14 protein-coding genes and 2 pseudogenes are annotated in these 12,817 nt (G+C 59.8%); 10 read left to right on the top strand and 6 right to left on the bottom strand.

Annotation, left to right across the window (positions count from 1 at the left end; genetic code table 11):
- Positions 1-153 precede the first annotated feature (153 nt).
- The 3 genes from QFX16_RS19850 (at position 154) to QFX16_RS19840 (ending at position 1,340) form a co-directional block, all read left to right on the top strand.
- Positions 154-648: a DMT family transporter gene (locus QFX16_RS19850; protein ID WP_283181021.1), complete on the top strand. Its 495-nt coding sequence runs from the start codon at positions 154-156 to the stop codon at positions 646-648.
- Positions 648-1,103, top strand: coding sequence for a DMT family transporter (locus QFX16_RS19845; protein ID WP_282480914.1), 456 nt, complete (start codon positions 648-650; stop codon positions 1,101-1,103). Before QFX16_RS19850 ends, QFX16_RS19845 begins: the two co-directional genes overlap by 1 nt.
- 72 nt (positions 1,104-1,175) lie before the next feature.
- On the top strand, positions 1,176-1,340 hold the full coding sequence (locus QFX16_RS19840) for a metallothionein (RefSeq protein ID WP_140680239.1): 165 nt from the start codon (positions 1,176-1,178) through the stop codon (positions 1,338-1,340).
- 26 nt (positions 1,341-1,366) lie between these two features.
- Here the strand turns inward: QFX16_RS19840 and QFX16_RS19835 are convergent, their stop codons facing one another.
- From QFX16_RS19835 to QFX16_RS19820, 4 genes and pseudogenes are all read right to left on the bottom strand, one after another.
- Positions 1,367-1,645 (bottom strand): hypothetical protein, encoded by a 279-nt coding sequence (locus QFX16_RS19835; protein ID WP_283181020.1) that lies wholly within the window; start codon positions 1,643-1,645, stop codon positions 1,367-1,369.
- A 38-nt stretch (positions 1,646-1,683) separates the two neighbouring features.
- Positions 1,684-1,911, bottom strand: coding sequence for a DUF6555 family protein (locus QFX16_RS19830; RefSeq protein ID WP_008152143.1), 228 nt, complete (start codon positions 1,909-1,911; stop codon positions 1,684-1,686).
- Positions 1,912-2,204: 293 nt separating this feature from the next.
- A pseudogene (locus QFX16_RS19825) lies at positions 2,205-2,393 on the bottom strand (purine nucleoside permease); the annotation flags it as partial.
- Positions 2,394-2,426: 33 nt separating this feature from the next.
- Positions 2,427-3,383, bottom strand: a complete 957-nt coding sequence (locus tag QFX16_RS19820) for a nucleoside-specific channel-forming protein Tsx (protein WP_283181019.1) — start codon at positions 3,381-3,383, stop codon at positions 2,427-2,429.
- A 242-nt stretch (positions 3,384-3,625) separates the two neighbouring features.
- On the opposite strand from QFX16_RS19820, the gene selD reads away from it, so the two are divergent.
- Both selD and mnmH read left to right on the top strand, forming a co-directional pair.
- Positions 3,626-4,660 carry a selenide, water dikinase SelD gene (gene selD / locus QFX16_RS19815; protein WP_283181018.1) on the top strand — a complete coding sequence of 345 codons (1,035 nt, stop codon included), beginning with the start codon at positions 3,626-3,628 and terminating at the stop codon, positions 4,658-4,660.
- Positions 4,660-5,763 carry a tRNA 2-selenouridine(34) synthase MnmH gene (gene mnmH, locus QFX16_RS19810; protein WP_283181017.1) on the top strand — a complete coding sequence of 368 codons (1,104 nt, stop codon included), beginning with the start codon at positions 4,660-4,662 and terminating at the stop codon, positions 5,761-5,763. The genes selD and mnmH overlap by 1 nt, the downstream gene beginning before the upstream one ends.
- A gap of 80 nt (positions 5,764-5,843) precedes the next feature.
- Here the strand turns inward: mnmH and QFX16_RS19805 are convergent, their stop codons facing one another.
- Positions 5,844-6,515: a histidine phosphatase family protein gene (locus tag QFX16_RS19805; protein WP_439900137.1), complete on the bottom strand. Its 672-nt coding sequence runs from the start codon at positions 6,513-6,515 to the stop codon at positions 5,844-5,846.
- Positions 6,516-6,888: 373 nt separating this feature from the next.
- On the opposite strand from QFX16_RS19805, the gene QFX16_RS19800 reads away from it, so the two are divergent.
- From QFX16_RS19800 to hemB, 3 genes are all read left to right on the top strand, one after another.
- Complete coding sequence (locus QFX16_RS19800; RefSeq protein WP_283181015.1) at positions 6,889-7,602, top strand: glutathione binding-like protein; 714 nt, start codon at positions 6,889-6,891, stop codon at positions 7,600-7,602.
- An 18-nt stretch (positions 7,603-7,620) separates the two neighbouring features.
- Positions 7,621-8,463, top strand: coding sequence for a PhzF family phenazine biosynthesis protein (locus QFX16_RS19795; RefSeq protein WP_283181014.1), 843 nt, complete (start codon positions 7,621-7,623; stop codon positions 8,461-8,463).
- Positions 8,464-8,615: 152 nt separating this feature from the next.
- Positions 8,616-9,590 carry a porphobilinogen synthase gene (hemB, locus tag QFX16_RS19790; protein ID WP_140894665.1) on the top strand — a complete coding sequence of 325 codons (975 nt, stop codon included), beginning with the start codon at positions 8,616-8,618 and terminating at the stop codon, positions 9,588-9,590.
- 62 nt (positions 9,591-9,652) lie between these two features.
- On the opposite strand, the gene QFX16_RS19785 is transcribed toward hemB, so the two are convergent.
- Complete coding sequence (locus QFX16_RS19785) at positions 9,653-11,188, bottom strand: FAD-dependent oxidoreductase (protein ID WP_283181013.1); 1,536 nt, start codon at positions 11,186-11,188, stop codon at positions 9,653-9,655.
- Positions 11,189-11,370: 182 nt separating this feature from the next.
- Between QFX16_RS19785 and QFX16_RS19780 the strand changes: the two genes are divergently transcribed.
- Both QFX16_RS19780 and QFX16_RS19775 read left to right on the top strand, forming a co-directional pair.
- Positions 11,371-12,465 carry a DUF1615 domain-containing protein gene (locus tag QFX16_RS19780; protein ID WP_283181012.1) on the top strand — a complete coding sequence of 365 codons (1,095 nt, stop codon included), beginning with the start codon at positions 11,371-11,373 and terminating at the stop codon, positions 12,463-12,465.
- A gap of 62 nt (positions 12,466-12,527) precedes the next feature.
- A pseudogene (locus tag QFX16_RS19775) lies at positions 12,528-12,812 on the top strand (cysteine hydrolase family protein); the annotation flags it as partial.
- Between the last annotated feature and the right edge of the window lie 5 nt (positions 12,813-12,817).

Here is a 12,817-nt window from a genome sequence, read left to right as displayed (position 1 = left end):
TGCGCAAAAGTGTTGTCAGGATGCTCCCATTTATCGCAAAGGATCGCCAGCCGATAATGCCCACCTATTCCACTGAGAACACAAAACCCTGTGGGAGCAAGCTCGCTCCCACAAGGGGTCGTGTTCCATCTGATAACTGGTAGGTGTCCCCTAATGCAGTCTTCTTCAATCGACGATGTTGGCGTTGTCGCCGCGCCGACCACTAAGCCGGGGCTGCGACTGTTGCTGCTGCCGCTGGTGATTCTGGCCGGCATGGGCCTTTCCGTGGAGGCCGGTTTGCTCGGGCCGCTCGGGGTTCAGGTCGGGCACTTGTGGGCGACCTTGAGCATCTTCGGTGTGGGCTCGGCGATTCTGTTTTTGCTGTTGTTGTTCAGCGGCCCGCATCAGGGGCCGGCCTTGAATGAGCTGCCGCGCTGGCAGTTGATCGGCGGGTTTTTGGGGCCGATCTACGTGATCGTGCTGACCTTGGCCACGCCGCACATCGGCATTGCCATGACCATGATCGCGATCCTCTCCGGGCAGGTCGGCAAAAGCGTGTTGATCGACCACTTCGGCTGGTTCGGCGCTATCCGCAAAAAGGTCAACGGTGAACGTTGGCTGGCCTTGTTGCTGATTGTCGCGGCACTTGTTCTGATCGCTCGGGGTTGATGATGAATCTGATAATTTTGTTGGCGGTGGTCGTGGCGGCCGGTGCGGTGTTGAGCGTTCAGGCGGCGATCAATGGACGTCTGGGCGAAACGGTGGGCGTGTTGCGCAGCAGTTTGTTGACCTTCGTGGTCGGTGCCGTGACCACCGGGCTGCTGATCCTGTTTTTCGAACCGGCCCATGCCGTGAGTTTGCTGGACGTGCCGAAATGGCAGCTCAGCGGCGCGTTGTTCGGGGTGGTCTACATGATGGTGATGGTCGGCGCGGTGCCGCGGGTCGGCACGGCGGTGGCTACGGTGGCGGTGATCGTCGGGCAACTGGGGATGGGGATGTTGATCGATAACTTCGGCTGGCTGGGCAACCCGGCGATCGAGTTGTCCAGCAGCCGGATACTGGCGATGGTGTGTCTCGCGTTGGCGTTGCTGTTCATGTATCGCAGCAGTACGCGGCAAGGCTGACGCAAGCTCCTACACTGGTTATACGGGCCGCGTTCGCGGATACCGGACGACCACAACCATGGAGTCAGACACATGATCAGCAGTGACAGTAAATGCGACTGCCCCAAATGTTCCTGCAAACTGGGCGAACATCCGATCGCGCGCCACGGCAAGCACTATTGCTGTGAGGCGTGTGCCAAGCACCACGAACATGGCGAAGAATGTGCAAGCAAGGGCTGTAAGTGCGCCAAAGGCTGACATCAGCCACGCACAGAATGTGGGGCCTATTCGGGCTCCACTTCCAGTTTCAGGCTTTGATCTTCCAGCCGTTCGGTATGGCGGATGATCCCATTGAGTCGTCGTCCATCCACCTTCACCAACACCGTTTTTGCCTGTTCCAGATCTTGCGGTATAGGTGGCTGGACGCGTAGTGCGAAGCGGGTCGGGTCATGCTCGACTTGTTCAAGACCGACCTGACACTCGGCGCTTTTGGTGATTCGACCGAACGGCGTATCGAGGCCGTAGTCGAGGTGTACCGTGCTGGTGAGTTGCGTTGATTTCATGCGCCGATCCCTCCAAATGTCCAAAGCCGCGCCATCTGTTAATTCGCCGGCCGCCACTTGACGTTTTCCACGCCGAATTTTTCCGCCATCGGCTTGCTGGTTTTTTGCACCTTTTCTCGACCGAAGCGAGGGATTCGTCCGACCCCCGCGTCGCAACTTGCCCAATGCCAAGCCTCCGCGTTATCCATCTTATCCAGGCGGATGATGAAAGACTTGGGCGCGCCATGAAGGGTGTATTCAATGACGAAAAGTTTTGCGTTGTTCATAGAGCCCGTATTCCTCCCTGTGGTAATACAAGGATCGTTTGGGTTACGGAAAATTCACTCGGATTGTCAGATGGATGCCGCCAGTAGCGACGAGACTGGTGGCTCGTTACCCTGCAATCTCTGAAACCCCCAATGATTGCTGCCCATGGCCCTTGCCGCGCCCCCAGACCTGAGTGACACCGATGCAGATGCGCAAATCTCCTCCGGCCGTCATTCCATCCCTGTAGATACTCTGTTCACGGTCAAGCCTCGGGAACGCCTTTCTCCCACGCCGACCAGTTCTTCAAAATCTCCTGCACAGTCGGGTACTCGGCGGACAGCCCCGGCACCCGCACTTCCTGCTTGAGTTCCAGCCGATCAATCCAGTTTTGCGCCTCGGGGGCGAACATGGTGATCAACATCACTTTCGGCTGGATCGGCGCTTCAGTCGCCCAGGCCGTTGAAGAGAGCAGGGCGGCGCAGGCCAGGGAAAGACGCGTCATTGCATGCGTAAAACCTCCTGATTCAAACAAGTCTTAAAACTGATAACCGACGCCGGCGTAGTAACCCCAACCGTCGGAACGGGCGCGGAAGTTACCGTCGCCGAAATTCAATTCGCTGCCATCCTCCCAGTTGCCGCCGTTGTGGAAATACCGGCCGACCAGGGTGAAACGCAAGTGGGTGAACGAGTACAGCAAGACGTTGGTGGCGACGGTGGCGTTGGCGGTGCGAGCCGGGTTGTCCTTGTGCAAGTCCGAGCCGAAGTCCAAGTTGGTGAACCCGATGTAGGTCAGTGACGCGCCGTTGCTGAAGCTGCTGATCGGCACGATGTATTTGAGTTGGGCGCGATAGCCGTCCCACGAATATTCGTTGCTGGCGCCGTAGTTTTCCCACTGGTAGCGCCCATAGAAGTTGGCCGACAGGTTGACCCGCGAATGGGTGTCGATGTCGGTACCTAAACCGCTGTACAGCGTATTGGCGCGGTTGGCGCTGTTGCTGCCGTGGTCGTAGACCCAGTCGAAGGCGACGTACCATTCCTTGAACGGCCCGATGGCCAGGCTGCGGCCGGCGAGGTAGTCGATGGAGATCCGCGGTTCGTGCTCCATGAACACCGGTGAGCCGTGGTCCCACACGCCTTTGTCATGGCTGTTGCCGATGTCGAAGATCTTCGGGATATCGATGTAGCCGTACAACTCGAACGGCCCCTTGCGCCCGAAGTACTCGTATTCCAGGTAGATATCGTCGGCCGGTTGCGGGCCGAAACTGATGTCTTTGCTGCCGATGACGGTCAGGTCCTGGTTGAACCAGTCCGAGAGGTACACGCCTTTTTTCGGTGGGCTCGCTTGGGGGCTGAGGGTTTCGCCTTGGGCTGATTCTTCGGCGGGGGCGGGTTGCGCCAAAACAGTGCTGCTGAGTAGTCCTGTAACGCTGGCCAGCAGCAAGGAAACAGCAAAAGTGCGCGAGCAAGTCACGCGGCTGGACGTGCGGAGCATTAAAAGTCCCTTTTCGTGCGAATCGAAGGCCCGGTTCTGCGGGCTTGCGCGGTTATGTAGCGAAAACGCTTGTATCAACGACTCGCAAACGTTTGCACAAGGCATACCAGTTTTGCTCAAGGTATGGAAAAGGTTAGGGAATTGGTGGTTTAACTGCCCTTCGGTCAACGATTCGTGGGGCCTCGGGGGAGACGACGTTGATGTAGACTCTTCGGCACTGATTTTACGAGGTGTGTCCCCCCATGAGCGAACCGATTCGTCTGACCCAGTACAGCCACGGCGCAGGGTGTGGCTGCAAGATTTCTCCCCAGGTGCTGGAGGTGATTCTGGCCGGCAGCGGGGCGCAGAACCTTGACCCGAAACTCTGGGTTGGCAACGCCTCGCGCGATGATGCGGCGGTGTACGCCATTGATGAAGAGCGCGGCGTGGTGTCGACCACCGACTTCTTTATGCCGATCGTCGACGACCCGTTCGATTTCGGCCGCATCGCCGCCACCAATGCCATCAGCGACATCTACGCCATGGGCGGCGATCCGTTGATGGCGATTGCGATCCTCGGCTGGCCGGTCAACGTACTGGCGCCGGAGATTGCCCGGGAAGTGATTCGCGGCGGGCGTTCGGTCTGCGATGAAGCCGGAATTCCGTTGGCCGGTGGACACTCCATCGACGCGCCCGAGCCGATCTTCGGCCTCGCCGTGACCGGTCTGGTGGAAAAGCGCCACATGAAACGCAACGACACCGCCACCGCCGGTTGCCTGCTCTACCTCACCAAACCGCTGGGCATCGGCATCCTCACCACGGCCGAGAAGCAGGGCAAATTGCGCCATGCCGATATCGGCCTGGCCCGCGACTGGATGTGCACCCTGAACAAACCCGGCAGCCGTTTCGGCAAACTCGAGTGCGTCACCGCGATGACCGACGTCACCGGTTTTGGTCTGCTGGGGCATTTGGTGGAAATGGCCGACGGCAGCAACGTGACCGCTCGCATCGAGTACGACCGTGTGCCGCGTCTGCCGGGTGTCGAGTATTACCTCGACCAAGGCTGCGTGCCGGGCGGGACGTTGCGCAACTTCGACAGCTACGCCAGCAAGCTTGGGCGTCTTCAGGAAATGCACAAACGCGTGCTCTGCGATCCGCAGACCAGCGGTGGCCTGCTGGTTGCGGTGACGCCCGAAGGCAACGAACACTTCCTCAACGTAGCCGCCGAGCTGGGCCTTACCCTTGAGCCGATCGGTGAACTGATCGAGCGACAGACGAACGCGGTTGAGGTGTTTTGATGTCCATCGAATTCACCGATTACCGCGACATTTTCCTCAACGACCGACCGATGATGGATGCCCGTGCGCCGGTCGAATTTATCAAAGGCTCATTCCCCGGCGTGATCAACCTGCCGCTGATGAATGACCATGAGCGGCAACGGGTCGGCACCTGTTACAAGCAACACGGCCAGCAAGCGGCTATTACGCTGGGGCACCAGTTGGTGTCCGGCGAGATAAAAGCCGAGCGTATCCAGGCCTGGGCCGATTTTGCCCGGGCTCATCCAGATGGGTATTTGTATTGTTTTCGCGGCGGTTTGCGCTCGCAGATCGTCCAGCAATGGCTCAAGGACGAGGCGGGCATCGACTATCTGCGAGTGGGTGGCGGCTACAAGGCCATGCGCAGCTTCTTGCTCGACACCGTCGATCAAGCGGTTGCCCAGTGTGATTTCGTCTTGCTCGGCGGCATGACCGGCACCGGTAAAACCGAAGTGCTCACGCAGTTGCGCAACGGCCTGGACCTTGAAGGTCACGCCCATCACCGCGGCTCCAGTTTCGGTAAACGCGCCACCGGCCAACCCTCCAACATCGATTTTGAAAACCGCCTGGCAGTGGACGTGCTGAAGAAGCGCGCCCACGGCATCGAGCAGTTTGTACTGGAAGACGAGAGCCGTGCGATTGGCAGTTGTGCGCTGCCGTTGCCGCTGTTTGAGGGCATGCAACAGTTCCCGATGGTTTGGCTGGAAGACAGCCTTGAAGGGCGAGTCGAACGGATCCTGCGCGATTACGTGGTGGACTTGTGTGCCGAGTTCATCGGCGTGCATGGCGATGAAGGCTTCGCGCTGTTTTCCGAGCGCTTGCTGGAGAGCCTGAACAACGTGCAGAAACGTCTGGGCGGTGAGCGCCATCGGCGGATGTTGATGTTGATGGAAGACGCGCTGGCGGAGCAGGCGAGCAGCGGGGCAGTGGACTTGCACCGGGGCTGGATCGAAGGATTGCTCCGCGAGTATTACGACCCGATGTATGCGTTTCAGCGGGAGAAGAAAGGGGCTCGTATTGAATTCGCCGGGGAGCGGGCTGCGGTTCTTGAGTATCTTCGGGAGCGGCGCATCAATCGTAAGTAATGTGTTGGTTTTGTCGGCCCCTTCGCGAGCAAGTCGAAGGGGCCTTGCAGACGCTATAAAACTTAAAGCACTGCCGCCCCTTACGTCGGACAGGTCTCCCGTCCATTATCCAGACCTTGCTTGTAGGCGTGGCTCTGCACACTGGCCTTGCCGTTGTGCCAGGTCAGGGTGAGCACGTACAGCGAGTCGTAGTCGCTGGATTCCCAGTCATCGGTGATGTTCTGTTTCTTGCCGACGGCTTCTCCCGCGACCTTGTTGATCAGCTCCGGCAGGTAGCCGTGGGACCAGGCGGTGTAGATGACCGAGTTGTGATACTTGTCGTGGAGCAATTCATCGGCCAGGTCGCTGGTGTCGTTGGCCGAGAAGTTGATGTTCACCGGCAAACCAAGCTTGATCGCGCTGGGGCTGATGGTCATCAGGGGACGGATGTAACTGTAGGAATTGTCCAGTTCGCCTTCTTCGACATTGCGCGTCGGGTTGGCGGCAAACACGTAGTTGGCCTTGCCGAATTTTTCCGGCAGCAAGGTGGCCAGGTCGATGGCACGGTTCAGACCCTGACAGTTGAGCTGGCCGAGGCCGCCGGCGGGTTTTTCCGCGTGACGCAGGAACACCAGCGTCTGGGTGCCGTCCGCCGGTTGGGCGCGGCTTTCGCTGGACTCAAGGGACAGGAACAGCGCGCTGACCGCCAACAGGGAGGGCAGGACGACATACGCGCGATGCTTGAAGCGTTTGGCGAAATTAAAAAGGTTCATCATTTGAATAGGTGATCTTCAGCGCATTCGGTTAAGGCTGACAAACCTTTACACCGCGAGCTCCCTGCGTCGGGTGTTTTCCATGTCGTTGGGCCGGTCCGTTTCCGAAAGGGCAATGCTCAGAGTCCTCTGAAGCCCATTTGGTTCGATCCGAGCGAGTGCGCAGCACTGTAGCGGCAACCTGAGATGGGTTAGAGCAGAGGTTATCGACAGGATGTTGCGGATTTATGGACACAGTACACGTGTTGGCGCCACTGACCGGCTGGGATCTATTGATCTTGCTTATCAGCAACATTGATACGCCAAAAAATCGTAGCCTTCGCCAGGCCCTACATTATGATCAGCAGCTACTTTTTCCGTGTGGATGCTTCCCATGACCGATCTGTCCGCGTTCCCGATTACCCAAAAATGGCCGGCTCAATACCCCGAGTGGATCCAGCTTTACTCCTTGCCGACCCCCAACGGCGTCAAGGTGTCGATCATGCTCGAAGAGATCGGACTGCCCTACGAACCGCATCGTGTGGCCTTCGACACCCATGATCAGATGTCCCCCGAATTTCTTTCGCTGAACCCCAACAACAAGATCCCGGCAATCCTCGACCCCCACGGTCCGGGGGATCAACCCCTGGCGCTGTTCGAGTCCGGGGCGATTCTGATTTACCTGGCCGACAAGAGCGGGCAACTGCTGGCCCAGGAATCGGCGGCGAGATACGAGACTATCCAGTGGCTGATGTTTCAGATGGGCGGCATCGGACCGATGTTCGGCCAGGTCGGTTTTTTCAATAGATTTGCCGGCAAGGACTACGAGGACAAACGTCCCCGCGACCGCTACGTCGATGAAAGCAAACGCCTGCTCAATGTCCTCGATAACCGCCTGGAAGGGCGCGACTGGATCATGGGCGAGCGCTACACCATCGCGGACATCGCGACCTTCCCCTGGGTGCGCAACCTGATCGGATTCTATGAGGCCGGCGAGCTGGTGGGCATCGAGGACTTCCCGAACGTCACGCGTGTGCTGGAGCGCTTTCTGGCACGGCCGGCGGTGATGCGCGGGCTGGAAATTCCCAAGTCAAACGCTTCGATTTGATCAAGACCAAGGCAGGCCATGCACTCATTCGATTTCAAGCAAGTAGATGTCTTCAGCCGTGTTGCGCTCAAGGGCAATCCGTTGGCGGTGGTGTTCGGCGCCGATGAGCTCAGCGATGAGCGCATGGCGGCGTTCGCCAGCTGGACCAACCTCAGCGAAACCACATTCATACTCGAGCCGCGCGATCCTCGCGCCGATTATCGCGTGCGGATCTTCACCACCCTGAACGAATTGCCGTTCGCTGGCCATCCGACACTGGGCACCTGCCATGCGTGGCTGGAGGCCGGTGGCGTGCCCAAGGGCGAAGAGATCATTCAGGAGTGCGGCGTGGGGCTGGTGCGGGTTCGTCGACAAGGGACAGCGCTGGCCTTTCTCGCACCGCCATTGCTCAAAACCGGGCCGGTGGAAGCGGATGTGGTGGAACGGGTGCGGCGGGGGCTCGGGCTGGAATCGGGAGCGATTGTGCGCACTCAGTGGGTCGACAACGGTGCCGGATGGCTGGCCGTGATGGTCGAGGATCGCCAGCAGGTGCTGGACCTGCAACCGGATCATTCGCAAATGCTTGGCCTGGCCGTCGGTGTCATCGCGCCGTGGCATCCCGAGCGCGATGGCGATGACGCACAGTTCGAAGTGCGGGCGTTCATCTCCGGCGACGGCATGCCGGAAGACCCTGCCACCGGCAGCCTGAACGCCGGAGTTGCCCAATGGTTGCTCAGCGAAGGACTGGCGCCGGCGTCCTATGTGGTCAGCCAGGGCCTGACCATGGGCCGCGCCGGACGCATTCAGGTCGAGCATGTGGGCGACGAGATCTGGATTGGCGGCGCGGTGGTGACCTGCATCAGCGGAACCCTGACGCTGTGACCTGTGGGAGCGGGCTTGCGTTAATTGCGCGCGATTGTTGCTGTCGCGGTAACGCAGTCTTGAGCGATCGAGGTTTGTGCCCCGCGCCTTGCAAGGCATAAGCTTCGCCCCCTACAACTTTCGTCTCGTCCTCCGTTTTTCAGGAACCCCTCATGTCCAGTCAGTTCCCCGAAGCACGTCCACGCCGTCTGCGCCGCAATGCGAGCCTGCGCAGCCTGTTCCAGGAAACCGAGTTCAGCTTGAACGATCTGGTGCTGCCGATTTTCGTCGAGGAAGAGATCGACGACTTCGTACCGATCAAAAGCATGCCCGGTGTGATGCGTATTCCAGAGTCGAAACTGGCGGGTGAGATCGAGCGTTATGCCCGGGCCGGGATCAAGTCGGTGATGACGTTCGGCGTGTCGCACCATTTGGACGGCAACGGCAGCGACACCTGGAGCGACAACGGGCTGGTGTCGCGGATGTCGCGCATTGCCAAGGATGCGGTACCGGACATGATTGTGATGTCCGACACCTGCTTCTGCGAATACACCGACCACGGCCACTGCGGTGTGCTGCATAACCACGAAGTTGACAATGACCAGACCCTGATCAACCTCGGCAAACAAGCCGTGGCCGCCGCCCGTGCCGGCGCCGATGTGATCGCTCCTTCGGCCGCCATGGACGGGCAGGTTCAGGCCATTCGCCGGGCGCTGGACGAAGCGGGTTTCAACCAGACCGCGATCATGGCCTATTCGACCAAGTTTGCCTCGGCGCTCTACGGTCCGTTCCGTGAAGCCGGCGGCAGCGCACTCAAGGGCGACCGCAAAAGCTATCAGATGAACCCGATGAACCGCCGCGAAGCCGTGCGCGAGTCACTGATGGACGAGCAGGAAGGCGCCGACGCGCTGATGGTCAAACCGGCCGGCGCGTACCTGGACATCATCCGCGACATCCGTGAAGCCTCGCGTTTGCCGCTGTCGGCGTATCAGGTGAGCGGTGAGTACGCGATGATCAAATTCGCCGCGCAGGCCGGGGCGATCGATGAGGCTCGCGTGGTGCGTGAGAGCCTTGGCGCGATCAAGCGGGCCGGAGCGGATCTGATCTTCACTTACTTCGCGATGGACCTGGCACTGGCCGGGATCTAAGTATCACTGCAGATTAAATGTGGGAGCGAGCAAGCCCGCTCCCACATTTTGACTGTGTTGAGTCAGTTCGCGCCGAAAAACGGCCTGATCCCGTGATCCCGAAAGTACCGCTCGATCACCTTGGGATCGGCAGCGTTGTCGGCAATCGCCACATACGTATCCGGCCGCAACAGGTAAAACCCGTTACGCCCCAAGCCAGCCGTTTCAAACGCCGGCCGCCAGTCAAAAACATGCAACGGCAAATGATGTTCGTGGCACCAGGCGATCATTTCGTCGCTGGTGTCGCCATATACATGCACCTGCCAGGTCAGACACTTCAACGATTCGAAATTGTCCCCCTCACCATCGTGAGCCCAAGGCAGGCGGTCGCCACCGTGAACATGACCGGCAACGCCCGTGCTCAACGGCATCCCGCGATAATTCAGGGTGATCTGCGACACTGTGCGAAACAGGAACTCGCGGGACGCCTCAAACGATGCCATTTTTGGAATCACGAACGGCGCCAGACGCGTGCGCAGCACATCGGCCATGCGCCCTTCGGCCGTGACGAAACTGAACACCCGATCGGTGGTGGCGACCAGTTTTCGGGCAAAGGCGATGCGTTCAGGTTCGTAAGTGTCGAGGAGCTTGGCCTCAGCGCCGCCGCTCAACACCGCCGCGAGTTTCCAGGCGAGGTTGATGGCATCGCCAATGCCGGTGTTCATGCCCTGGCCACCGGCGGGGCTGTGGACGTGGGCGGCGTCACCCAATAGAAACGCGCGCCCGGTGCGAAAATGATCCGCCACCCGATGATGCACGCGGTAGCTTGAGAACCAGTTCAGTTGTTCGATCTTTACTTTCATATGCTCGATGGCCCGGCTGCTGACGTCTTCAAATTGCAGGGGTTCGGCTTGCTCGGCGCGCTCGTCGCGTACGGTGCCGATCAGGCGGGCGCGGCCTTCACCGGCCAAGGGAAACACCGCGAGAAAATCCGCTTCATCGAGATCCACATGCAGTTCGCCATTGAACGTCGGCCCGCTGGCCTGCACGTCGGCGACGTAGAAAATCTGCTGGTAGGTGCCGCCGGGAAATCCGGTGTCCAGAGTCTTGCGCACGATCGACCGGGCACCGTCACAACCTGCCAGATAGCAAGCCTGGCAGGTTTCCTCCTGACCATCGGCCAAGCGCAGATAGGCGGTGATGCCGTCACCGGTTTCCATGAAACTCTCAAGTTCAGTGTTGCGCTCCACCTTGATGCCAAAGGCTTCGAGGCGGTCTATCAGCAGCCGTTCGTGTTCGTCCTGAGGAAAGATTTCGAGGAACGCATAGGGCGTCAGGCCTTCGCCGATGCGGGTCAGCGGCAAGCGCGCCACGGGTTCGCCCTTGACCCAGAAGTTCGCCGCGGCCACTCGATGACCGTTCTGCACCACCGCATTGCTGAGGTCGAGCTGGCGATACAGCTCCAGCGTCCGCGCCTGGACGGCCAGCGCCCGCGAAGTGGTTCCGGGTGCCGACGTCTTGTCGATGATGCGCACTTGCACGCCAAGCTTGCTCAGCCACAGCGCCAACACCAGCCCGGTCGGGCCGGCGCCGATGATCAGTACGTCGCTACGGTTCATGAGCTGTCCTCCTCGGTGTGTGGCTCAAGTATGGTTCAGCCGCGACAGACGGGCAGGTTGTCTGCCAAACGGAAAAAGGCCCCGCGCTGCTACGGGGAACAGTGGGGGGCGGCGAGAGTCATAGCCTGCGCCATGCCATTGATCGTATGGTTACCCCGGCTCAACGGATTTGATGGAGCAACATGCAAGCCAATCGATTGATGATGAGCGTCGCCGCGCTGCTGGTGCTGGCGGGTTGCGGTACTCAGCGCACGCAAGAGCTCCCTGCGCGCAAGCCTGCCGAGGTCAAGGCCGAGATCGTGCGCCTGCTGCCGGCCAAAACCGCCGATCGCCAGGGCTGGGCTACCGACATTTACGCAGCATTTGCTGCCCAGAACATTTATCCATCCACCCAAAACCTGTGCTCGGTACTGGCGGTCACCGAGCAGGAGTCGACTTTTCAGGTGGACCCACCGGTACCGGGCCTGGGCAAAATCGCCCGCGAGGAGATCGACCGTCGTGCCGACAAAGCCCACATTCCCGGACTGCTGGTGAGAGGTGCGCTGCAGGTGAGTTCATCCAACGGCAAAAGCTACAGCGACCGACTCAATGCGGCGCGCAGCGAAAAAGAGCTCAGCGCGATCTTCGATGACTTCATCGGTATGGTGCCCATGGGGCGGACGCTGTTCGGTGGCTTCAACCCGGTGCACACCGGTGGGCCGATGCAGGTCAGCATCGATTTCGCCGAGCAACAGGCGAAGGCGTATCCGTACCCGGTGGACGGCTCGATCCGTCATGAAGTGTTCAGTCGTCGCGGCGGCCTGTACTTCGGTATCGCCCACTTGCTCGGTTATCCGGTGAGCTACAAACAACCGCTGTATCGCTTTGCCGATTTCAATGCCGGTTGGTACGCCAGTCGCAATGCCGCGTTTCAGAACGCGGTGAGTCGCGCGTCGGGCATACCGCTGGCGCTGGATGGTGACCTGGTCCGCTACGATTCGATCATGCCTGGCACCACGGAACTGGCGGTGCGCACGCTCGGCAAGCAACTGGGCATGCGCAATCCGACTCTTCGGGACCAATTGGAGGAGGACAAAAACTTCGAATTCGAGGACACCCAGCTCTATGCACGGGTTTTCGCCCTGGCCGAAAAGGCGGAAGGTCGGCCATTACCGCGCGCAGTGTTGCCGGGGATTGTGCTGCAAAGCCCGAAAATCACCCGCAAACTCACCACGGCGTGGTTTGCCAAGCGGGTCGATGAGCGTTATCAGCGTTGCATGGCGCGGGCCGGCAAGTGACCGAGCGCAAAAAACAGGCATAAAAAACCCGGCTGATAAGGCCGGGTTTTTCATTGAGTACCGTCGTCAAGGAGCACTGGGGCGGCAGCGGTTTTGCCAACACTGACCTGGATTTCCTGCTCAAACAACACGGCATCGAGAAAGTCGTGGTGGTGGGGATGCTCGCCAATACCTGCATCGAGACCACCGGCAAATTCGCCGCCGAACTGGGTTACCACGTGACTTTGGTGCGCGACGCGACGGCAGCCTTCAGCGCGGAAGCGATGCACGCGGCCCATGAAATCAACGGGCCGACGTATGCCCATTCGATTGTCACGGAGACGGAGTTGATCGCGGCGCTTGGGTGATCGCC

It is taken from the genome of Pseudomonas svalbardensis (genome assembly GCF_030053115.1).
GTDB classification, from domain to species: Bacteria; Pseudomonadota; Gammaproteobacteria; order Pseudomonadales; family Pseudomonadaceae; genus Aquipseudomonas; species Aquipseudomonas svalbardensis.
The sequence above is the reverse complement of the archived record's forward strand: the minus strand, read 5'-3'. Positions and strand labels throughout refer to the sequence as shown.